This window comes from Flavobacterium sp. 245, assembly GCF_004362055.1.
GTDB lineage: Bacteria > Bacteroidota > Bacteroidia > Flavobacteriales > Flavobacteriaceae > Flavobacterium.
Genome location: NZ_SNXB01000010.1, coordinates 188222 through 210395, shown reverse-complemented (window position 1 = coordinate 210395; position 22174 = coordinate 188222). Strand labels below are relative to the sequence as shown.

Here is a 22174-nt window from a genome sequence, read left to right as displayed (position 1 = left end):
GTTTAAATAATTTAGTTTAAACCTGAAAATTACTATTTAGATGCAAGGTAATCTAATACGTTTTTTTCAATACGTTGATCAATATTGTCAATATCAGCTTTTACGAATTTTTCTCCTAAGATATTCTCGTACAATTCAATATATCTTTCAGAAACAGATTCGATGTAAGTATCTGACATATCTGGAATTTGTTGTCCTTCCTGCCCCTGAAAACCATTTTCAATCAACCAACGACGTACAAATTCTTTTGATAATTGCTTTTGCTCCTCGCCTTTTTCTTGTCTTTCTGCATATCCGTCAGCATAAAAATAACGAGATGAATCTGGTGTATGAATTTCGTCAATTAAAACAATAACACCGTCTTTTGTTTTTCCAAATTCATATTTAGTATCCACTAAAATTAAACCGCGTGAAGCCGCAATTTCAGTTCCTCTTTGAAACAAAGCGCGAGTATATTTTTCTAAAACCAAATAATCTTCTTCAGAAACAATTCCTTTTGACAAAATGTCTTCACGAGAAATATCTTCATCATGTGAACCATTATCTGCTTTTGTAGTTGGCGTAATAATTGGTTCAGGAAATTTGTCGTTTTCTTTTAAGCCTTCAGCCATTGTTACACCGCAAATTTGTCTTTTTCCTGCTGCATATTCACGTGCTGCATGACCCGAAACATAACCACGAATAACCATTTCAACTTTAAAAGGCTCGCATAAATGCCCAACAGCAACGTTTGGATCTGGAGTTGCAATTAACCAGTTTGGAACAATATCCTGAGTCAATTCCATGAATTTTGTTGCAATCTGATTCAAAATCTGTCCTTTGTAGGGAATTCCCTTTGGCAAAACCACATCAAAAGCCGAAAGTCTGTCAGTTGCTACCATTACTAAAAGCTCGTCGTTAATATTATAAACTTCTCTAACTTTTCCGCGGTAAACTGATTTTTGATTCGGAAAATTAAAATTTGTAGTTGTGATTGTATTGCTCATTATTTGTTGTGTTGTTTTTTATGAATGCAAATTTAAAACTAATTAAAAGAGCAAACAAGAAAGTATTCAGTTTTCAGTCGCAGTTTTCAGTTTTCAGTTTTGAGACTGAAAACTGCAACTGCATACTATTTTTTTAGAAGCGTCGAATTAAATAAATTCAGAATTCGGCTGTATTCATCAATCCAAGAATACGTTTCTTTAAATCCGTGTGATTCAACAGGAAAAGAAGCCAAGCTCCAGTTCTTTTTCTCTAATTCAATAAAACGCTGTGACAAACGCACAATATCTTTATACTCAACATTATCATCAACCATTCCGTGCAGCATAACTAAATTTCCTTTTAAATTATCTGCAAAATAAATTGGCGAACTTTTTTTGTATGCTTGGGGATCTGTTTCTGGGAAATTTAAAATATTTCCAGTATATCCATGATTATAATGTGCCCAATCCGTAACCGAACGCAACGCAGCGCCCGAAGCAAACTCGCCCGGAGTTGTAAGCATTCCCATCAAAGTAATGAAACCTCCATAAGAACCTCCATAAATACCCACTCTATCAGCATCGATTCCGTATTTTTCAACCAGTAATTTTTTACCGTCTAAATGATCTGATAAATCTTTTCCGCCCATAAAACGATAAATTCCAGTTCTAAAATCACGTCCATAACCGTCACTTCCTCTATAATCAATATCTAAAACAGTGTAGCCTAAATCTGTCAACATATTATGAAACATATATTCTCTATAATAATTACTCCAGAAATTATGTGCATTTTGCAGGTATCCCGCACCATGAACAAATATTACGGCTGCTTTATTTTTAGTTTCAGCAGTTGGCGTATATAATCTTGCATTTACCGGAGTTCCGTCCTGAGCTTTAAACGTAATTACTTCTGGAGTTCTCCATTGGTATTTTTTGAAATCTTCAGTAACCGAAGAAGAAATTTGCTGTAAAGATGTATTCTTTTTATTTTCAGCAATATAAAAATCCCATGGAATATTTTTATACGAATAACGAACTAAAAGTGATTTTTCGTCTGGCGAAAGAACTACTTCATGTGCTCCATCTTTCGTTAAAATTGGCTGTAAAATTCCATCGGCTGGAACTAATTTATAGAATTCTCTATTTCCTGGATGTGTCGAGTTTGTGCTCAAATAAAGTACTTTTTTATCCTTAGATAAAGTCACATCACGAACTTCCCAATTTCCTTTTGTCAGCTGTGTTTTCTTTTTCGTTTTTACATTATAAGTATATAAATGCGAATATCCTGTAGCTTCAGACTGGAAATAAATGGTTTCATTATCTGCTAAAAATTCTAAATTTCCTGATGCAAATGAATACGATGGAATTCCAGGACCACCAATCCAAGCTTCATCATGCTGGTATTCAATCTCTTCAAAAGTTCCTTTGTCCAGATTTAAATTTACAAGCCATCTGTCTTTATTGTCTTGGCTTCTGATTTCAACAATTGCCAATGATCCATTTTCATTATAAACAGGAGATTGGGCTACAATCAGTTTATCTTCTTTTGGCTTGTTTTTTAGATTATCATATTCTTGGAAATACTTTGGTGTATCTTGAATATGACTTAAAGTCGAAAAATTCACGTAGTAAACAGAATCTTTTGCAACCGAATAAATTCCGAATTTCGTTTTTACAAAATTATTTACTGAAACTTTTTCTTTCGTTTCTGGATTTTGATTATAACCGTCAGAAGTAATAAAAACCTCCATTTTTTCTTGTTTCGCTTCGTTGTCTTCAACTAATCTAAAAGTTGCAAAATTTCCATTTGGATTTACTTTAAGACTTGTAAATCTGTCTTTTCCGTAAAAGTATTCTTTTGCAAAATCAGATTTAACAGCTTTTGATTTAGCAAGGTTCCATTGTTTTTTAGCCTCTTTGTCTCTTATAAACTGAAACAATTCTTTTTGCTGCGTATTTAAAAAAGTTTCTTTTTCTGGTTTTGTTTCTTTTTTAGCACCTTTATTAAAATTGGTAATCTGTAAAACAGTACCTTCTTTCGTATTATACTTGAAAATATTATCGTTTTGAGAAAAAAACAATACGCCTGCTTCAGATCCTAATTGTAGATTAGATATTGAAACCGACTGCTGAATAAGCTTTTTGCTGATTTTTGACTTAATTGAATAAGAGTACAAACTTCCCTTATCAAGATAGTAAACAATATCAGAATCAGGTTTGCTTTTAAAATCCATTTGAGAAAAAACAGCTTCTTTTGGCTGAACAATTTCTGGTTTTGTCATCCCTTTTTGCCAGTAATAAGTACTAGTTCCTAGTTCATCCTTCGGATTCCATTCAAAATAAACCTTTTTTCCGTCTAAAGACCAGCGTCCGTTAGTGGGTTGATTTCCAATGAAAGATTCTCCTTTCATTATTTCTTCTAATTTTAATTTCTGAGAATTTCCTGTTATGGAAAGCAATAGAAAGGCAAGAATAAAACTGTTTTTTATCATGGTAGTAGTATTTGAAAAAACAAAAATACACTTTGAAAACTATTAAAAAAATTGTTTTTATCTAACCAAACATACAGTATTAATTTTCAGTCTATTACAAAAAAAAATCCTCAAAATATTTAATTTTGAGGATTATGAATATCATGAATGAAATAGTTATTTAAAATCTAAAATTCCTTTTCCTAATGATTTTATCGATTCATTCAAGGTTCCTAATGTAGTATCTGGCAATTTTTTAATATTAGATATATTTACAACATAAATTTGTCCATGATCTTTAGAGGGCGCTGCCGGTACAAACACCACAGCCTTTCCATCTGCATTTTCTTCAATTAAATGTGCAGGTTGCCAATATTCTCCAGACTTTAATAAAATTGGTAAATCTGTAATTGGTTTTCCCATTTCTGCTGCTAATTTTTCTTCTGCCAATTTTTTATTTTTTTCATAGCCTGGCAAGAAAACCATTAATTTATTATCAATCCATTCAGTAAATCTTTTCAGGAAAGAGAATTGCATTAAGTAACCACTAAAATAAATCAATACCAATAAAAAGATACCTCCCATAACATCGCTTGCAATTGGTCCGAAGACTTTATCTAAACGCAAGAACTGAGAAAATTTATCTCCATATTTTTGAAAAAATCCCCAAACTTTCTCAAGGATCATAAAAAAAACAACTAAAGGCAATAAAAGGATAATTCCAGAAATACAATTTTTCTGAACCTGAAGTAAAAATTTGTTCATAATACTGACGATTAAGTTACTATTTCATAAATAGACTTTACCTAAATCTGGTAAATTTCCTATAAATTTATAACTTTAGCTTTAATCGGCAATATTTTATATTGGTAAATATATAAAAATTAACCAATTGCAAATTCCTTATCTAATATTTTTGAAGCAATATATCTTGCTACTCCGTCTTCTGCATTTGTTTTAATAACCTCCAAGTCTGGCAAAGTTTCTTTTAATAAGGCTGGTGCATTTCCCATGATTAATCCTTTTCCGGCCACCGCCAACATTTGCACATCATTAAAACCGTCTCCAAAAGAAACCGCTTCAGGTAATGTAAAACCTTCTTTTTCAAGGACTTTCTCAATAGCAACTGCTTTATCTACAGATTTATCCATAAATTCCAGACAAGTTGGCAAACTGAAAGCGTGATGCAAATGTTCTGAAGAATTGGCCAAAATAGCATCTTTTAATTTTACCAATTTTTCATGATCATCGCATGAAAAGAATATTTTGATTGATCCAAAATCTTCCAATGTATTATAATCAACCAATTCTGGGCGGTATTTTAAATCTGCCTGAAAAGAATTCAGTCTTTCATTCCATTTATTGGTCTGCCAAACATTTTCTTTGAATAAAACCACAGTGATTTCAGGATCAATTTCAACATTTAAAGCATTTTTTACAACCTCGCTATCTAAATTGAATGAAAAAAGTTCTTCTTTATTTGGTGAATGAATTCTCGCTCCGTTTGAACTCACTAAATAAACCGGAACTTCAAGCGTATCAATAATAGCCATTGCATCAAGATGATGACGGCCTGTAGCTACAACGATAAGATAATTTTGATTGTGAAGTTCCTGAAAAATGGATTTTGTATATTCTGAAATTCTATGTTGAGGGTTAAGTAAAGTTCCGTCAAGATCACTTACTACAACTTTTATATTTTTAAGTTTTGTCATATTAATTGTCAACTATTTTGATGTGCAAATTTACAGTTTTAAGATGGGAAGACCAAAGTTTAAAAGGTATTGGATAATAAAATACAGCAAGTTTATTATTTTTTTAACTATTTCGTTAAATAAATTCAAAGCTTTACGATTCCCGATTTATATAAATTCAAAGCTTTTATTAAAACCTCTTTTATTTGTTCCAAAGGTAAATCTTCATTAGGATTAAGCAACATAATTTTCATTCTCGAACGCGCTTCCTGAAGCAAAAATGGCTCATCAAAATATTTTCCTTCCACTATAGCTAAATAAGGCTGCTTAAATTTTTTATGAATCCATAAGTAGCAGAACATTTTCCCTTTATAACAAAAAAATGGCATTCCGTATTTTAGAACATGTGTAATGTCTTTGTCTTGTTTTAAGATAATATCACGCAATGCAAGAAATGTTCCTTTAATAGGTTCTTCTTGATTTTCGTAGAAATCATCTAGTTGTTTCATTTTCTTATTTTTTGAGTTCTTGCAAATACTATTTTTAAAGTATCAGGACATTTAGAACTTTTTTTTAATTTATAAACTAAAGAATCATTTTTGACATAAAACCTTTCTTTGTCGAAAATTAAAAAATCACTACGCTGTTCAGGGCTACAATTTGGTATTGTGAGCAAATCTTTCCTTTTTTCAAATGGATTGCAATCAACAAAGGGAAGCATTCTGTAACAAGTATCACTTTTTGTACTATTTAATTCTATAGAGTCTCCAACTATTTTCCATTTTCCTTGCGAAAAACCTTGCCAAGTACAAGCACCACTAATACATGAAAAGGTGCTATCTTTCTTTATTGTTATTCTCGTTAAACTTGGAACTACGTATTCTGTATCATACCATGTTCCAATAAATCTATTTGGAGGACTTTCTGCTTTTTTACATGAAATCAAAGCAAGAAATAATACTAAAATCGATATTTTAATTTTCATTTAAAAGTTCCTAATTTATCTTCAATTCAAAAAAATATTCGTTTTGCACCTTTCAAAAAGAAATTAGTACAAAACGAATATTAATAAATGTTAAAACACATTTTACGATTTACATTTAACATTTCACTAAAATAAAACTTAGTCGTGATTTTCTATTTGTTTGTAAGCGTCGATTACCTTTTTCACTAATCTGTGGCGAACGATATCTTTATCATCAAGATAAATTATTCCGATTCCGTCAATATCTTTCAGAACCAAAATTGCTTCTTTAAGTCCAGAAATAGTTCTGCGTGGCAAATCGACCTGACCAGGATCACCCGTAATCATAAACTTGGCGTTTTTTCCCATACGGGTCAAAAACATCTTCATTTGCGAATGCGTGGTGTTTTGTGCTTCATCCAGAATTACAAAGGCGTTATCAAGCGTTCGTCCGCGCATAAATGCCAAGGGCGCAATCTGAATAATTCCTTTTAAAATGTAATCTTCGAGTTTTTCATTTGGCAGCATATCGCGCAAAGCATCATAAAGAGGCTGCATATAAGGATCCAGTTTTTCTTTCATATCGCCGGGCAAAAATCCGAGGTTCTCCCCTGCTTCTACCGCCGGACGCGTTAATATGATCCTTTTAACTTCCTTATCTTTTAGCGCTTTAACAGCCATTGCAACGCCTGTATAAGTTTTTCCTGTTCCCGCTGGGCCAATGGCAAAAACCATGTCGTTTTTTTTGATAGTATCAACCAGCAATTGCTGATTAGGCGTCATGGCTTTAATAATTTTACCGCCAACTCCGTGAACTAAAATTTTGTCGTGATCGTAAGCTTTTTTATCTTCCTGGCCATCACTCATAATTACACGCTCAATTACATTATCATCAATGTTGTTGTATCTGGTAAAATGAAGCATCAGCCTCTGAAATCTCTTTTCGAATTCATCTAAAACATCTTTTTCGCCAAATGCTTTCAAAGTGGTCCCTCGCGCTACGATTTTAAGCTTTGGGTAGTACTTTTTAATTATTTCAAGATGAGAATCCTGCGCGCCCCAAAAGTCTTTTGGAGCGATGTCTATAAGCTCTATAATTCTTTCGTTCAAATGAGATAAATTTAAATTAAAAATAAATTTGTTTTGTAAATCTATATTGTTGTCGGGTATCTTTTTTTAGTCGCAATCTCAGTGCCAGTTTTTCAGTTACTGCGACTGAGACTGTAAACTTAGACATTTTCATAAATTGTCTTTTCTTTCTTTCAATTTGCAATTACTATTATTAGATTTGCATTTCTCAAATTTAATGAAAATTAGATTTAAATACTACCAATAGTTATAAACAAAATGATGTCAATAATTACCCTTACTACTGATTACGGCTTAAAAGACCACTTTGTTGGTTCGCTGAAGGGTAAAATTCTTTCGGAGATTTCGAATGCAAAAATTATTGACATTTCACACGACATTGATCCATTTAACACTGCCGAAGCGAGTTACGTTGTAGGAGCCTCTTATTTGAGTTTCCCAAAAGGAACTGTACACTTAATTGGAGTCGATATTGAACGCAATAAAGAAAATCAGCATATTGCCATGCAATGGAACGATCATTTTTTTATTTGTGCCGATAACGGAATTTTAAGTATGCTGACGCAGAAAATTGTTCCTCAGAAAATTGTTGCCATTAATATTCACGATCGTTTCCCAGCGGAATATTCTGATTTAGATGTCTTTATTCAAGTTGCCTGCCATATTGCAAAAGGAGGTTTATTAAATGTTATTGGCAAAGAAATCACTGCTGTTAAAGAAGTTACAGAACTTCAGGCGGTTGTTGCTGCTGACGGAAATTCACTAAAAGGGTACGTTATTTATATCGATCATTTTGGAAATGTCGTATCTAATATTTCAAAAAAACAATTTTTAGAAGTTTCCCGCGGGCGTCCGTACGAAATTGTAATGAAGCCAAAGAGCATCAAAACGATTCTTCCTAATTATTCGGCAATTGCTACTTCTGAAAAATATCCAATTAAAACCTATGAGGGAGAAAAACTGGCCATTTTTAATGAAGCCGGCTTTCTCGAAATCGCCATTTTTAGAAGCAATCCTTCTAAAGTTGGTTCTGCTAATAGTTTGTTGGGATTGAATTATCGTGATGTGATTACGGTTCAGTTTTCTTAAAAATTTAAATTTTAGAGTTTATATTTTTGATATGCTGAATTCGTCTTTTTGTCATTTCGAGTCTCCTTCGTCGAAATGACAACATTGTAGAATGCATCATGATATAAGCTTTTTATAATATTTTATTTTTTTTCTAAAACAACAATCAATTTTGGTATTTTTGCGCACCTGTAAGCGATTTTTAATCTAAAATCTAATATCAGAAATCTAAAATTGAATATATGTTCGTAAGAATAGTAAAAATGAGTTTTCACGAAGAAAAAATCCCTGATTTTTTGGAGAATTTTGAATCTGTGAAAGATAAAATACGAAATGCAGACGGAAATCGTTTTTTAGAATTGTATCAGGATAAAAATGACAAATGCATCTTTTTTACTTACAGTTACTGGGAAACTGAGGCTGATTTAGAGAATTACAGACAATCTGACTTGTTTAATTCGGTTTGGGATTTTACAAAAAAGCTTTTTAACGCAAAACCAGAAGCTTGGAGTGTGGATAAATTAGTTTCTTTAGTTTAAAATTGTTTCAAGTTTCAGGTTACACACTGAATTTGAATATTGGAGCGATTTAACCGCAAAGAACGCAAAGATTATATTTTAAGGTTTTAGAAAACACAAAGTTCGCAAAGCTGTGTGAATGTTCAATCTGAAACAAACGATTAAACAAATTAACGATTAAACGAATAAACGTTTTTACATGAAATCAATCATTTTACGAGAAATAAAATCCTTTTTTGGCTCTCCTATTGGCTATTTGGTCATTGCGATTTTCTTAATCAGCAACGGACTATTTTTATGGGTATTTGAAGGAGATTACAATATTCTGAATACAGGTTATGCCGATTTAACTCCGTTTTTCACATTGGCGCCATGGATTTTAATTTTCCTGATTCCGGCCGTTACCATGAGAAGTTTCTCTGACGAAAAAAAACAAGGAACTCTTGAGTTGCTTTTAACAAAACCTCTTTCTGTTTGGGAAATTGTAAACGGAAAATTTTTCGGATCCTTTTTGCTTATTATTTTAGCAATTATTCCAACATTCATTTATGTAAAAGTGGTTTCTAATTTAGGTTTGCCAGAAGGAAATATTGATATGGGAAGTACAATTGGTTCTTACTTCGGATTATTATTTCTGATAGCTTCTTATTCAGCAATTGGCATCTTCACTTCTACTCTATCAGAAAATCAAATCGTTGCCTTTATTCTTGCGGTTTTTCTTTGCTTTATATTTTATTTTGGATTTGAAGGAATTGCGGCATTGATTCCGGGGCAATCAAATATTATTTCGGCATTCGGAATGCAGAATCATTTTAAAAGTATGAGCCGAGGCGTTATTGATACTCGAGATATTATTTATTTTTTGAGCGTTACTGTACTGTTTTTATCTTTTACCGTTTATCAATTAAAATCTTTTAAAGCGTAATGAAAGCATCTAATAAATTAAATTTAAAGACATTATGCATTACAATTTTCGTTTTAATTGTTTTAAATGTTCTTGGAAGCTTGTTTTTCCACCGTTTTGATTTAACAAAAGACAAAAGATATACTTTATCTGAAACTTCTTTGCAAATTATAAAACAAGTTAAGAATCCGTTATCGATAAAAATCTATATGCAGGGCGATCTTCCTGCAGATTTTAGACGTTTACAACAAGAGACCAAACAACTACTAGAAGAATTCCAAGCTTACAACAGTAATATCGTTTTCGAATTCGTTAATCCAATGGAAAACGAAGACGAAAGCATGGAAATGGTAAAATCACTTTACCAAAAAGGACTTACACCAATAAACATTACTGTTGACGACAGAGGAAAACAATCTCAGGCAATGGTTTTTCCTTGGGCAATTGCAGTTTATGACAATAAGGAAGTTAATATTCCGCTTTTGAAAAATATCATGGGAACTTCAACTACTCAAAAAGTAATTGGTTCTATTCAGCACTTAGAATATTCAATTGCCGACGCGATCAATAAAATCACCAAAGCCAAACAAAAGAAAGTTGCTATTATAAAAGGAAATGGTGAATTGCACGAAGTTCATATTGCCAAAATGTTAAAGCAAATTAAAGAAAGCTATTATATTGGGCCCTTTACATTGGATTCTGTTGCCAAAGATCCAAACGGAACTTTAGATGCGCTAAAAAAATATGATTTAGCCATTATTTCAAAACCAACTGAAACTTTTTCTGATGAAGAAAAACAGGTTTTAGATCAGTTTATCATGAATGGCGGCAAAACAATTTGGCTGATTGACCAAGTTGCTGCCGATATGGACAGTTTGTACAATCAGGCTGGAGCGACTTTGGCCTATCCAAGAGATTTAAATTTGAACGATATGTTCTTTAAATACGGATTCAGAATTAATCCTGATTTGGTAAAAGATGAATACGGAAGTCCAATAAAATTAGCAACCGGCGAACAAGGAAGCGCGACACAATATCAAGAGTTTAAATGGAAATATGCACCAGTTGTAAAACCTCAAAGCCAGCATCCAATTGTGAAAAATTTAGGCGAAATTAAATTTGATTTTGCCAACCCAATTGACACTTTGAAAAACGGAATCAAAAAGACAGTTTTATTACAATCGTCTCAATATTCGAAGAAAATCGGAACCCCATCAGAAATCAATCTGAATATTGTAACAGAGCAGACATCTCCTCAGGATTATTTAAATAAAGGAAATTTAAATCTTTCAGTTTTACTAGAAGGAAATTTCCATTCAGCTTTTGAAAATCGTGTTTTGCCTTTCAAAGAAAATGGATTTCAATCAAAAGGAAAACCAACAAAAATGATTGTCATTGCCGATGGTGATTTAGCTCGAAATCAATTAGACAAAAATATGATGCCCGTTGAATTAGGCTACGATCAGCGCACAGGAAACCTTTATGACAACAAAGATTTCATGATGAACTGCATCAATTATTTGCTTGATGATACCGGACTTATTAACATTAGAAGCAAAGATGTAGAATTGCCTATGCTGGACAGAAATAAGGTTTCTGAAAATTATACTGTAACCCAATTCATAACTATCGGACTTCCAATTCTAATTTTATTGATTTTTGGACTTGCATTTACTTTCCTTAGAAAAAGAAAATACAGCAAATAGATGTTAATAAAAAAATTGCGAAACTAAGATAGTTTACGATATATTTGTAATCCGTATCATCAGCGCCTAAATGCTGATAAATACTTCAAAAAATAAAACAAAAGAGATGAAATTTATAGTATCGAGTTCGTACTTATTAAAACAATTACAAGTTTTAGGTAGTGTAATTAACAGTAACAACACGTTGCCTATTTTAGACAACTTTTTATTTGAACTAGACAATGATGCGTTGACAGTTTCGGCTTCAGATCTTGAAACTACGATGTCGGCTACATTATCGATCGATTCTAAAAGTAAAGGAAGTGTAGCTGTGCCTGCAAAACTTTTACTTGAAATTTTAAAAACATTTCCAGAACAGCCTTTAACTTTTACAGTTGAAGACAACAATACAGTTGAAATTAGCTCTAACTCAGGTAAATATGCATTAGCATATGCTGCAGGAGAAGAATTTCCTAAATCTGTTCATCTTGAAGATCCATCTGTGACTCTTGTTCCTGCTGATGTTTTGGCAACTGCTGTCAGCAAAACTATTTTTGCTGCCGGAAATGACGACTTGCGTCCAGTAATGTCTGGAGTGTTTTTCCAGTTTTCGCCAGAAGGATTAACTTTTGTTGCTACAGATGCTCACAAATTGGTAAAATATGCACGTACAGATGTAAAAGCATCTCAAGTTGCTGATTTTATTATGCCAAAGAAACCTTTGAATATCTTAAAAAGTATTTTAGGAAGTTCTGATGCTGAAGTAAAAATTGAATACAACGATTCAAATGCGACTTTCTCATTTGACAATTATATCTTGATGTGTCGTTTGATCGACGGAAAATACCCAAATTATGAAGCGGTTATTCCAAAAGAAAATCCAAACAAATTAATGATTGACCGTTCTTTATTTTTAAGTTCTGTTCGTCGTGTTGCTATTTTCTCAAACAAAACTACACACCAAATTCGTTTAAAAATCGCTGGAGCTGAATTAAATGTTTCTGCTGAAGATATTGACTACTCAAACAAAGCAGAAGAAAGATTGACTTGTGATTATCAAGGAGATGATCTTCAAATTGGTTTCAACTCAAGATTTTTAACTGAGATGCTTACTAACTTGCAATCTGACATGATTATGTTAGAAATGTCATTGCCAAACAGAGCTGGAATCCTTACGCCAGTTGATGGTCTAGAAGAAGGTGAAACTGTAACAATGCTGGTAATGCCTGTAATGTTAAATAGTTAACATCAAAACTTCTTTTTGTTACAGGGATTTTTTTTAGTTTCGAATTAAAGACATATCATTGTAAAAAAAAAATATCGCTATTAACCAACCATTTTTTATACCTAGAAACCGCAATTCTTTTTTTAAGATTTGCGGTTTTTTATTTGAGGTGAATTTTGTTTCAGGTTTCAGGTTTGCGAGTTTAACCGCAAAGGGCGCTAAGGATTACGCAAAGTTCGCAAAGTTTTAGATAAAGCTTTGCGAACTTTGCGTTTGAAGCACAATCTTAATGAAAAAACTTTGCGTGCTTTGCGGTTAAATCTCACCGGAAACCTGAAACTTTAAACCTGAAACAAATTTTCTTTAACTTTGTAATATGAAAATAGAAATTTGGTCGGACATTATGTGTCCGTTTTGTTATATCGGAAAAAGACAATTGGAAACTGCTTTAGCAAAATTTCCAGAAAATCAATTTGAAATCGAATGGAAAAGCTTTCAGCTTGATCCAACAATTACACCACAATCAGGGAAAGATGTTTATACGTTTTTAGCCGAAAGAAAAGGCATGTCGCTTGAACAATCTAAGGAAATGCATAAAGGCGTCGCAGAACGCGCAAAAAGCGTTGGTTTAGACTATAACTTTGACAAAGCTGTTATTTCAAATTCTTTAGAAGCACATCGAATTATTCAATTGGCTAAGACAAAAAAATTAGGCGATGAAATGGAAGAAATTTTCTTCAAAGCTTATTTTACCGAAGGACGTGATTTGAATGACGGCCCAACATTAATAGAATTAGGAGAAAAAGCTGGTTTAGATAAAAATGAAATTTTAGAAGTACTGCAAAACGAGAATTTATTTTTGAAAGATGTGGAGCGCGATATTACAGAAGCACAAGAAATAGGAGTTCAAGGCGTTCCGTTTTTTGTTTTTGACCGAAAATATGCTATCTCTGGCGCTCAACCTGTTGAAGCTTTTGTAAATACTCTAAATGAGGTGCTGAAATAATTTTGAGCCTTGTCCTAAACAAATATAATGTCAGCTAAAAAAACAGATCAAAATATTCCGCTTCTTGGTCTTAGGGAATTCAGAACAAATCAAGACAGAGATTCTGATCAGCTTATATTTAATGAATTGCATGGAGAGCGCCATATTCACAAACCGCATCAGCATGATTTTTTTATTATCGTGCTTTTTGATCAAGCAAAAGGCGTTCATAATATTGACTTTATCGATTACAAAATAAGTAATAAGCAAATTCATTTACTTTTTCCAGGACAAGTTCATAAATGGAATATCGAGCCAGACACGACCGGTTATCAATTAATGATTGACAGAGATTTTTTTGAAAGCTTTTCATCGAGTTTCCGATTTTCATTTGCCCAATACCACAATCATCCCGTTATACCGCTCAATCAGGAATCGTACAACCTTTTGCAGTACGAATTTTTGGCAATTAAAAACGAATTAGAAAGCACAGACTTCCTTCAGAAATTAATTAGCTACCGTACCGCAGTAATCGCTTCAATTATAAGCAAAGAAGCGGCAAAAATATTTGCTGATCATGATATATACCAGTCAGAGCCCCGAATTGCAAAGTTTCAAGAACTGATCGATATTTATTTTAAAGAAGAAAAACTGGTTTCTTTTTATGCTTCAAAACTCCATGTTTCAGCAAATTATCTAAATATCCTCTGTCGAAAATATTTAAAAATTTCGGCCACACAATTAATTCAGCAACGAATTATTCTGGAATCTAAACGACATCTTAAAGCGACAACGCTTTCTGTTAAAGAAATTGCCTTTGAATTAGGTTTTGTAGATCATGCCTATTTTTCGAACTTCTTTAAAAACCAAACCGGAAATACGCCAACTAATTTTCGCGAGCAGTTATAAATCTTTCAAGCCTTGGGATAAATTTTTCACGTTTGTTAAATATGTGAATTCTATTTTTGTACAAACAATTAATCTGTATGAAAAACTCAAATATAACCCGCAAAGATTTTTTAAGAAATTCAGTATTTGGAGTTGCTGGACTGGCAGTTGGTTCAAGTTTCCTAAATACGGCAACAGCTTCTACAAAAACTGAAACCGATTCGGAAATAAAAACTCTAATCGGAAAAAATTATACTTTAAAAAATGTCAGGTTAGAAACTGGTTTTGAATATGACGAAGGAGAAGTTGTTCGCACTAAAACAGAATTGTTTTGCATTGAAATAAGCGACGGAAAAATAAAAGCTATTTCGCCCAACAAACCCAACGCTTCAGTTATTGACGCAAAAGGCTTTTTGATGCTTCCAGCATTTCGCGATATGCATATTCATTTAGATAAAACTTTTTATGACGATTGGCATGCGGTAAAAAAGAGAACAGGCGGCGTAAAAGGAATGATTGCGCTGGAACAGCAAATTTTACCTGAAATGCTGAAAACGTCAACACAAAAAGCCGAAAAATTAATTGCGCTTTTACAATCTCATGGAACTTCATTTGCGCGCAGTCACGTAAACATTGAACCAACTTCAAAACTTCAGTCTTTAAAAAATCTTCAAAAAGCTTTAGAAAACAAGAAAAATACTTTTGGCGCAGAATTAGTTGCTTTTCCTCAGCATGGTGTTTTCTATACCGATTCTGTTCCCTATTTAAAAGAAGCAGCCAAAATGGATATTGATTTTATTGGTGGCCTTGACCCTTTTTCTATTGATGGCGCCATCGAAAAAACGATTGATTTTACGGTACAATTAGCATTAGACAATAATAAAGGAATTGATATTCATTTGCATGAATCTGGAGAATCTGGAGTAAAAACTATAGATTATTTAATTGCAAAAGTAAATGAAAATACTAATTTAAAAGGGAAAACATTTCTAAGTCATTGTTTCGCTCTCGGAAAATTAGATAAAACCAGACAGGAAGAAATGGCAGAAAAACTAAGCAATGCTCAAATAGGAATTGTTTCGACGGTACCTTTTGGAAACTTAATTATGCCAATTCCTACTTTAATGAAATATGGCGTAAATGTCATGACCGGCAACGACAGCATTATAGATCATTGGAATACATTTGGAACAGGAAGTGTTTTGCAGAAAGCAAATCTTGCTGCACAATTATATGGACAAGCTACTGAATTTGGATTATCCAGAATGTTGAAATTAGCAACAGCAGGCCCAATTCCGCTAGACGATAAAGGTACACAGCAATGGCCAAAAACAGGAGACAAAGCCGATTTGGTTTTTATAGACGCAACTTGCTCTGCTGAAGCTGTTTCAAGAATGTCACCTATACGAATGCTTATACATAACGGAAATATTGTTTAGCAAAAAAAAAAGCCTAAAAAAAAATAATATTTCTTTAGGCTTTTTTCTTAAATAACTCCCATTTTCTGCATTAAGAAAGTGGCGCTTTTATTTTTACAAATTCCGTTTCTCAATTTATAATCAAAATGAAGTTCGTTATTTTGAATTTCGACTTCAAAACATTGATTCGTCAAAATATCAGGAAATTCATTTGTTGTAAGGCAGACTTCAATATCATGAGTTGCAATTGCTCCAATCGCATTTTTTCCAATAATCTTTTTTACGACTTCGATAGTTCCATTGCGTTTGTCATCAGAATTTGTCCCTCTTAAAATTTCATCTAATAAAACAAAAGCTGGTTTATCTTCTAATGCATCCATAATTTGTTTTAGACGCTTAATTTCTGCAAAAAAGTAGGATTCGCTATCCGCTAAAGAATCCGATAATCGCATTGAAACTAAAACTGGAAGTGGATGAATATTAGCTTTTGAAGCACAAACAACTGAGCCAATTCCGCCTAAAACCATATTAATTCCTAAACTTCTTAAAAAAGTACTTTTTCCGGACATATTAGAACCCGTTAAAATCATAAAAGATTCTGGATAAAAATGAGTGTCATTCCCTACCCTAGTAGCCGGACTTAACAACGGATGACTTAGATCTGAAAAACCAATTTTATATTCAGAATTGATTTCTGGGAAAACAAAATCAGGATTATTATATGCCAAATTTGCCAAACTATTTAAAGTCTCAAATTCTCCAATAATAGCAATCCATTTTTCCAGCTCTTCAGAGTAATCTTCTTTCCATTTTAAAAGTGCTCTCAAAACGTGAAGATTAAACAAAAAAGTTCCGTTAAAAACTAAAGCAGTAACCAAGTTACTAATGGTATCCATTCGTGAAAATAACTCCGAAAGCTGTTTTAAATGTACGCTTGCAGTTGCATTCTTAAATACAAGCTGTTGCTGCAAATCAGTTAATTTTTTAGAAGTAAAATTCTCGGTTTCAATTTTTTGAACTAATAAACTGTACTGTTTTATTATTTTATCAATATTATCTGCTTTTGCAATTTCTGACTGAATTCTTTTAAATGACTTTCCCAAAACGATCATATTCGCAATAAAAACATAAGTAAGATAAGATAATAAAATCGTCTTTGAAGTAATAAAATAAGCGAGTAACATTCCAAAAAACAAAGAAGGTATTACAAATGAAAGCAAAACTAAAACTTTAGGTAATGAGTTGTTTTTAAATGAATTCCAATGAATTATAGAATCATATGAAGATTTACTGTCAGAACTGACAGTAGCTAATGCTAGGAAATCCTGACGCCAATCTATTTTAGTTTTAAGTTCGTCAATAGCTTTTTGATTTTCTACAATAACATCATTTGGAAAAAGATGCAGCAATTGATTTGCTAATGTTTTTTTGCCTATAAATGTGGCAGTTCGATTTAAATTTTGGAATAACGAATGATCGCCAAAAATATCCAGATCGTATGCATACGGATGATGGAAATCGTTGAATTCTATTCCGTTTTCAAAAGGTGTTTTTTCTCTTTTCAAATACGAAATTTCATTTTCGTTGATTTTTAAAAGTGCTGTAGTAAGCTGTTTTTGAAAAGATAATTTAGTGTGGATTCTCATCAAAAAAATAAAACCAACAAAAGACAAAAAAGCCAGTATAACGTAGAGTGAATCATTGGTTTTGATGTAATAAAACAGCATAAACAAACAAAGAAAAACCGCTAACAAACGTAAAATACTGATACTGTTGTATCTTTTGTTGATTTTATTATAAACACCTGAAAAGTGTGTGACTTTATTTTGATATACTTCCATTTTAAAATTTTATTGAAGTACAAATATAGATTTTACACTTTCAAAACTGCTATTTAAATAAGTTAACTTTTTAATCCTTTTCATGCATGACTAAAACAGGCACAGAAACTTCTTTAGTGATTTTTTTTGAAAAACTTGATTCAAAAATACTTTCAAAGAAAGATCTTTTATGCGTTATAGTAGTCAGAATATCAATGTCTTTATAAAGAATAAAATCAAGAATGGTCTCTTTTACTTCATCACTCGGCAGAACCAAAAATTCAACATTTTCAGCAGCAAATTCTTGCTCCCATTCTTTAATTGTCATTTCTGAAACATCAGAATTTGAAGTTTTTACATATAAACTTTTAACTTTCGCATCAGTCTTTTTTGCAATTTTTAGAATTCTGCGAAGTACACTTTTATCTTTTTCGCGATATCTCGTTGTAAAACCGATGATTTTGACTTTTTTATACTTGGCATCAACAGGAACACATAAAACAGGGACATTAACCTCAGAAATTATCGAATTTGTATTGGATCCAGTAAAAAATTTCGTCCAGTCAGACGCTCCTGTGGTACCCATAATTACAAAATCTATATGATCCTCTTCAACAGCATTTTTCAAATTAAAAACCAAATCACCATCCATCAAACGATGTTTAATGATAATATCTTCTAATTTTCTCTCTGCTGCAATAGCTCTCAATTTCGGAATTTCATCTTTAAACATTTCGAACTTAGCTAATTCAATAGAACTGTAAATCGACGCATAATTTTCTGGGAAAAATTGGCTGTCATACACCGGAATCTCAAAAGTATGAAGTAAAACAAGTTCGGCGTTGACAATTTTAGCAAATTCTAACGCATGAACAAACGCATTTGTAGCTGCTTCAGAAAAATCTGTGGGAAATAATATCTTTTTCATTTTGTATAGGATTAGTGTATTGTTCTCTCAAATTTAATCATTATAAAAACAAAACAACCTGATAATTATCAGTATTTTAACATTTGAAAAAATCTAAAAACAACCAATTTAAACAAGAGAATATTTCAAATTTCGGCTTTAGTTAGGTAACGCAATTTTATTGCATTTTTTATACCTTTGCATTATGATAAATCAAGATTCTATAGTTGCATTAGCTACGCCATCAGGCGCTGGAGCTATTGCTGTCATTCGTATTTCAGGCACTGAAGCAATTACAATTGGAAATTCCGTTTTTAAATCCATTAAAAATAAAGATTTAACGAAACAGAAAACTCATACACTGCACTTAGGGCATATTATAGATAATGAAAAAACACTTGATGAAGTTTTAGTTTCTATTTTTAAAGGACCAAATTCATATACAGGCGAAAATACTATTGAGATTTCTTGTCACGGTTCTACTTATATTCAACAGCAGATTATTCAATTATTATTGAGAAAAGGCTGCAGAATGGCTGATCCTGGTGAATTTACACTACGTGCTTTTCTTAACGGAAAATTAGATTTATCTCAAGCCGAAGCTGTTGCCGATTTGATTTCGTCAGATAATGAAGCATCTCACCAAATTGCGATGCAGCAAATGCGAGGTGGTTTCAGTAATGAAATTGCTAAACTTCGTGAAGAACTTTTAAATTTTGCCTCGTTAATTGAATTAGAATTAGATTTTGCAGAAGAAGACGTAGAATTTGCCGACCGCACACAATTTCATGAATTATTAAACCGAATTGAGTTTGTTTTAAAACGATTAATAGACTCTTTTGCAGTAGGAAACGTAATCAAAAATGGTATTCCAGTTGCTATTGTTGGCGAACCAAATGTTGGAAAATCGACTTTATTAAATGCTTTATTGAATGAAGAACGTGCCATTGTTTCTGACATTGCAGGAACAACACGTGATACAATTGAAGATGAATTGGTAATTGGTGGCATTGGTTTCAGATTTATCGATACTGCAGGAATCCGTGAAACAAAAGATGTTGTAGAAAGCATCGGAATCAAAAAAACTTTCGAAAAAATCGATCAGGCACAAGTTGTCATTTATTTGTTTGATGGCTTAAAGTTTCAAATCTCAAGTTCTGAGTTTGTTTCTGAAATTGAACAAATAAAAAATAAATATCCACTAAAACCTTTATTAATTGTTGTAAACAAAAAAGATATATTGTCTGCTGATGAAGTCTCAAACATTACATCTAAACTTGAAAATCTGAATGCAAAACTGCTTTTAATTTCAGCTAAAGAGAAAATTGGAGTCGATGATTTAAAGAATGAATTACTTTCTTTTGTAAATACAGGAGCTTTGCGTAATAACGAAACAATTGTAACGAATACAAGACATTATGATTCATTATTAAAAGCTTTAGATGAAATACAAAAAGTAAAATTTGGCCTTGAAACCAATCTTTCAAGCGATTTAATGGCACTGGATATCCGCGAAGCTTTATATCAATTCGGGTTGATCACTGGTCAAGTCAGCAATGACGAATTGTTAGGGAATATTTTTGCTAATTTCTGCATCGGAAAATAGCAGGACAAAATAACGCAAAACAACAATAAACAAACGAGTTAAAGTATTAATAAACAATACTTTAACTCGTTTTTTAATTCCTTTTTCTTTTGGATATTATGTGATGTTTTGATTAAATTTGTACCTTATTTGTACCTCGAGAATGTGAGGTACAAATAATATTTTTTTTTGGCCAAATTATGGCACGCGTAGACACACATAGTCACAGTGGGACACTTAAAGTCACATTTCTATGAGTACAAACATTAAGATTACCCGCATCTGTGAATTCTGCCAAAATGAGTTCGTAGCCAAGACAACAAAAACACAGTATTGCTCGCTGAAATGCAGTAGCAGAGCCTACAAAGCAAGGACAAGAAAGTCGAAAATTGATGAAAGCAACCGGCAGACAGAAATTGCACGACAACCACATCTTGAAGCTGTAAAAACAAAAGATTTTCTGAGCGTTAATCAGGCCAGCCTTTTGTTTGGAATTAGCAGAAGGACAATTTACAGAATCATTTCCAGGGGAGAGCTTGATATAGCAAAATTTGGAGCCAGAACAGTTATTCGCAAATGCGATATGGATACTTTCTTTTCCATGCCGCTAGAGCAATCTTTGCTTCGACCGGTACAGGAATTCCCTGGATTAGAGAACTGTTACACTATTACCCAGATACAGCAGAAATTTGGTATATCGCCGGGAGCTCTGTATATGCTTATTCAGCGTCAGGGAATAGCCAAATATTCCGTAGGAAAGTTTAATTATGTTGCGAAGAAAGATATTGATATTATTTTTAATGTAAGAGAAAAATGAAAAAGGGAAATGTAAGATTGAGAAAAAAACTTTTGGCAAATGGAATGATATCACTATATCTAGATTTTTATCCGCCAATACTAAATACAGAAACTAATAAGTACACCAGACGTGAATTCTTAAAGCTGTATTTATATGAACGTCCAAAAAATCAAATTCAAAAAATTTCAAATATTGAAAACCTGCACACAGCTGAGCTTATTCAAATTCGAAGACAAAACGAAATGCGAAAGCACGATGTATATAGTGAGTTTGAAAAAGAACAACTGGAAATTCAGAGAATTGCACGTGGTTCTTTTTTAGATTATTTTAAAAATTTGGCAGATAAAAAAGTGGGGAAGAATCATCAAATTTGGTGTAGCGCTATAATTCATTTTGAAAACTTTCTTTCAGGAGGAGATGTTTGTTTTAAAGATATAACAGTGACTTTGATGGAAGATTACAAAGAATATTTATTAAAGGCCAAAAACAGAAGAGAAACCGGAAATACTCTGGCACGAAATACAGCCCTCTCCTATCACAATAAACTAAAAACTACACTCAAAAGAGCATATAAAGAAGGGAAACTTCGAACTGATATTAATGCTGGAATAGATTCTATCAAAGAGCAGGAGTCACAGCGAAATTTTCTAACTTTAAATGAAGCTAAAAAATTATTTGCAACACCTTGTTCTAAAAATATTGTCTATAAAATTTCAATGTTTTCGACCCTTACAGGAATTAGATATTCAGATATAGCTAAATTAACGTGGTCAGAACTTCAATATAGAGAAGATGATGGACATTATATCAGGTTTAAACAAAAGAAAACTGAAGGCTTGCAGACTATGCCAATATCAGACGAGGCATATGAAGTACTTGGTGAAAGAACAAATGATAATGACCAAGTCTTCGGGGGTCTGAAAAAATGGGATGTCGATAGAGTTTTGCCAGTCTGGGTTGCCCAGGCCGGAATTACAAAACACATAACTTTTCATTGTTTTCGGCACACTTATGCTACATTGCAAATTTTCTCTGGAACAGACATTTTTACCATTTCAAAAATGCTTGGTCATAAAAGTGTGAAAACTACCCAAATTTACACGAAAATAATTGATGAGAAGAAAAGAGAAGCATCGCTGAAAATAAGCTTGAAATAGAATATTGTTAAACAAGAAAGACATCTTTT

Annotated in this window: 20 protein-coding genes; 11 read left to right on the top strand and 9 right to left on the bottom strand. The window is 32.5% G+C overall.

Going from position 1 to position 22174, the window contains the following annotated elements:
- Positions 1-32: 32 nt before the first annotated feature.
- From EV145_RS18150 to EV145_RS18120, 7 genes are all read right to left on the bottom strand, one after another.
- On the bottom strand, positions 33-986 hold the full coding sequence (locus EV145_RS18150) for a phosphoribosylaminoimidazolesuccinocarboxamide synthase (RefSeq protein WP_133526606.1): 954 nt from the start codon (positions 984-986) through the stop codon (positions 33-35).
- Positions 987-1111: 125 nt separating this feature from the next.
- Positions 1112-3460: a S9 family peptidase gene (locus tag EV145_RS18145; protein ID WP_133526605.1), complete on the bottom strand. Its 2349-nt coding sequence runs from the start codon at positions 3458-3460 to the stop codon at positions 1112-1114.
- Positions 3461-3616: 156 nt separating this feature from the next.
- On the bottom strand, positions 3617-4204 hold the full coding sequence (locus tag EV145_RS18140) for a hypothetical protein (RefSeq protein WP_133526604.1): 588 nt from the start codon (positions 4202-4204) through the stop codon (positions 3617-3619).
- Positions 4205-4323: 119 nt separating this feature from the next.
- Positions 4324-5154, bottom strand: coding sequence for a Cof-type HAD-IIB family hydrolase (locus EV145_RS18135; RefSeq protein WP_133526603.1), 831 nt, complete (start codon positions 5152-5154; stop codon positions 4324-4326).
- Positions 5155-5279: 125 nt separating this feature from the next.
- Positions 5280-5642 carry a DUF1801 domain-containing protein gene (locus EV145_RS18130; protein WP_133526602.1) on the bottom strand — a complete coding sequence of 121 codons (363 nt, stop codon included), beginning with the start codon at positions 5640-5642 and terminating at the stop codon, positions 5280-5282.
- The gene (locus EV145_RS18125) at positions 5639-6118 is read right to left on the bottom strand and encodes a hypothetical protein (protein ID WP_133526601.1); all 480 of its coding nucleotides are present in this window, start codon (positions 6116-6118) and stop codon (positions 5639-5641) included. The genes EV145_RS18130 and EV145_RS18125 overlap by 4 nt, the downstream gene beginning before the upstream one ends.
- 138 nt (positions 6119-6256) lie before the next feature.
- Positions 6257-7207, bottom strand: a complete 951-nt coding sequence (locus EV145_RS18120) for a PhoH family protein (RefSeq protein ID WP_133526600.1) — start codon at positions 7205-7207, stop codon at positions 6257-6259.
- Positions 7208-7447: 240 nt separating this feature from the next.
- Between EV145_RS18120 and EV145_RS18115 the strand changes: the two genes are divergently transcribed.
- The 8 genes from EV145_RS18115 (at position 7448) to EV145_RS18080 (ending at position 15898) form a co-directional block, all read left to right on the top strand.
- Complete coding sequence (locus tag EV145_RS18115) at positions 7448-8275, top strand: S-adenosyl-l-methionine hydroxide adenosyltransferase family protein (protein WP_133526625.1); 828 nt, start codon at positions 7448-7450, stop codon at positions 8273-8275.
- Between the two features lie 221 nt (positions 8276-8496).
- The gene (locus EV145_RS18110; protein WP_133526599.1) at positions 8497-8793 is read left to right on the top strand and encodes a putative quinol monooxygenase; all 297 of its coding nucleotides are present in this window, start codon (positions 8497-8499) and stop codon (positions 8791-8793) included.
- Between the two features lie 178 nt (positions 8794-8971).
- Positions 8972-9697 (top strand): gliding motility-associated ABC transporter permease subunit GldF, encoded by a 726-nt coding sequence (gene gldF / locus EV145_RS18105; RefSeq protein ID WP_133526598.1) that lies wholly within the window; start codon positions 8972-8974, stop codon positions 9695-9697.
- Entirely contained in the window at positions 9697-11382 is a 1686-nt protein-coding gene (gldG, locus tag EV145_RS18100) for a gliding motility-associated ABC transporter substrate-binding protein GldG (RefSeq protein WP_133526597.1), read from the top strand. Before gldF ends, gldG begins: the two co-directional genes overlap by 1 nt.
- Before the next feature lie 106 nt (positions 11383-11488).
- A complete protein-coding gene (gene dnaN, locus EV145_RS18095) occupies positions 11489-12607 on the top strand; it encodes a DNA polymerase III subunit beta (RefSeq protein WP_133526596.1) in 1119 nt (372 codons plus the stop codon).
- Between the two features lie 355 nt (positions 12608-12962).
- Positions 12963-13592, top strand: coding sequence for a DsbA family protein (locus EV145_RS18090; RefSeq protein ID WP_133526595.1), 630 nt, complete (start codon positions 12963-12965; stop codon positions 13590-13592).
- A gap of 27 nt (positions 13593-13619) precedes the next feature.
- Positions 13620-14480, top strand: coding sequence for an AraC family transcriptional regulator (locus EV145_RS18085; protein ID WP_133526594.1), 861 nt, complete (start codon positions 13620-13622; stop codon positions 14478-14480).
- A 77-nt stretch (positions 14481-14557) separates the two neighbouring features.
- Positions 14558-15898, top strand: a complete 1341-nt coding sequence (locus EV145_RS18080; protein WP_133526593.1) for an amidohydrolase — start codon at positions 14558-14560, stop codon at positions 15896-15898.
- Positions 15899-15945: 47 nt separating this feature from the next.
- Here the strand turns inward: EV145_RS18080 and EV145_RS18075 are convergent, their stop codons facing one another.
- Both EV145_RS18075 and EV145_RS18070 read right to left on the bottom strand, forming a co-directional pair.
- Positions 15946-17718, bottom strand: coding sequence for a MutS-related protein (locus tag EV145_RS18075; protein ID WP_133526592.1), 1773 nt, complete (start codon positions 17716-17718; stop codon positions 15946-15948).
- Between the two features lie 70 nt (positions 17719-17788).
- On the bottom strand, positions 17789-18625 hold the full coding sequence (locus EV145_RS18070) for a universal stress protein (protein WP_133526591.1): 837 nt from the start codon (positions 18623-18625) through the stop codon (positions 17789-17791).
- 184 nt (positions 18626-18809) lie between these two features.
- On the opposite strand from EV145_RS18070, the gene mnmE reads away from it, so the two are divergent.
- The 3 genes from mnmE (at position 18810) to EV145_RS18055 (ending at position 22145) form a co-directional block, all read left to right on the top strand.
- A complete protein-coding gene (gene mnmE / locus EV145_RS18065; protein WP_133526590.1) occupies positions 18810-20210 on the top strand; it encodes a tRNA uridine-5-carboxymethylaminomethyl(34) synthesis GTPase MnmE in 1401 nt (466 codons plus the stop codon).
- A 232-nt stretch (positions 20211-20442) separates the two neighbouring features.
- Positions 20443-21006 carry a helix-turn-helix domain-containing protein gene (locus EV145_RS18060; protein WP_133526589.1) on the top strand — a complete coding sequence of 188 codons (564 nt, stop codon included), beginning with the start codon at positions 20443-20445 and terminating at the stop codon, positions 21004-21006.
- A complete protein-coding gene (locus EV145_RS18055) occupies positions 21003-22145 on the top strand; it encodes a site-specific integrase (RefSeq protein ID WP_133526588.1) in 1143 nt (380 codons plus the stop codon). Before EV145_RS18060 ends, EV145_RS18055 begins: the two co-directional genes overlap by 4 nt.
- Positions 22146-22174: the final 29 nt, after the last annotated feature.

Excerpts from the sequence above, each read along its gene's own strand:
- EV145_RS18140 (WP_133526604.1), bottom strand. The coding sequence starts at position 4,204 with ATGAACAAATTTTTACTTCAGGTTCAGAAAAATTGTATTTCTGGAATT.
- gldG (WP_133526597.1), top strand. The coding sequence starts at position 9,697 with ATGAAAGCATCTAATAAATTAAATTTAAAGACATTATGCATTACAATT.
- EV145_RS18150 (WP_133526606.1), bottom strand. The coding sequence starts at position 986 with ATGAGCAATACAATCACAACTACAAATTTTAATTTTCCGAATCAAAAA.
- EV145_RS18115 (WP_133526625.1), top strand. The coding sequence starts at position 7,448 with ATGTCAATAATTACCCTTACTACTGATTACGGCTTAAAAGACCACTTT.
- EV145_RS18070 (WP_133526591.1), bottom strand. The coding sequence starts at position 18,625 with ATGAAAAAGATATTATTTCCCACAGATTTTTCTGAAGCAGCTACAAAT.
- EV145_RS18125 (WP_133526601.1), bottom strand. The coding sequence starts at position 6,118 with ATGAAAATTAAAATATCGATTTTAGTATTATTTCTTGCTTTGATTTCA.
- EV145_RS18130 (WP_133526602.1), bottom strand. The coding sequence starts at position 5,642 with ATGAAACAACTAGATGATTTCTACGAAAATCAAGAAGAACCTATTAAA.
- dnaN (WP_133526596.1), top strand. The coding sequence starts at position 11,489 with ATGAAATTTATAGTATCGAGTTCGTACTTATTAAAACAATTACAAGTT.
- EV145_RS18085 (WP_133526594.1), top strand. The coding sequence starts at position 13,620 with ATGTCAGCTAAAAAAACAGATCAAAATATTCCGCTTCTTGGTCTTAGG.
- mnmE (WP_133526590.1), top strand. The coding sequence starts at position 18,810 with ATGATAAATCAAGATTCTATAGTTGCATTAGCTACGCCATCAGGCGCT.
- EV145_RS18145 (WP_133526605.1), bottom strand. The coding sequence starts at position 3,460 with ATGATAAAAAACAGTTTTATTCTTGCCTTTCTATTGCTTTCCATAACA.
- EV145_RS18060 (WP_133526589.1), top strand. The coding sequence starts at position 20,443 with ATGAGTACAAACATTAAGATTACCCGCATCTGTGAATTCTGCCAAAAT.
- EV145_RS18055 (WP_133526588.1), top strand. The coding sequence starts at position 21,003 with ATGAAAAAGGGAAATGTAAGATTGAGAAAAAAACTTTTGGCAAATGGA.
- EV145_RS18135 (WP_133526603.1), bottom strand. The coding sequence starts at position 5,154 with ATGACAAAACTTAAAAATATAAAAGTTGTAGTAAGTGATCTTGACGGA.
- gldF (WP_133526598.1), top strand. The coding sequence starts at position 8,972 with ATGAAATCAATCATTTTACGAGAAATAAAATCCTTTTTTGGCTCTCCT.
- EV145_RS18090 (WP_133526595.1), top strand. The coding sequence starts at position 12,963 with ATGAAAATAGAAATTTGGTCGGACATTATGTGTCCGTTTTGTTATATC.
- EV145_RS18110 (WP_133526599.1), top strand. The coding sequence starts at position 8,497 with ATGTTCGTAAGAATAGTAAAAATGAGTTTTCACGAAGAAAAAATCCCT.
- EV145_RS18080 (WP_133526593.1), top strand. The coding sequence starts at position 14,558 with ATGAAAAACTCAAATATAACCCGCAAAGATTTTTTAAGAAATTCAGTA.
- EV145_RS18075 (WP_133526592.1), bottom strand. The coding sequence starts at position 17,718 with ATGGAAGTATATCAAAATAAAGTCACACACTTTTCAGGTGTTTATAAT.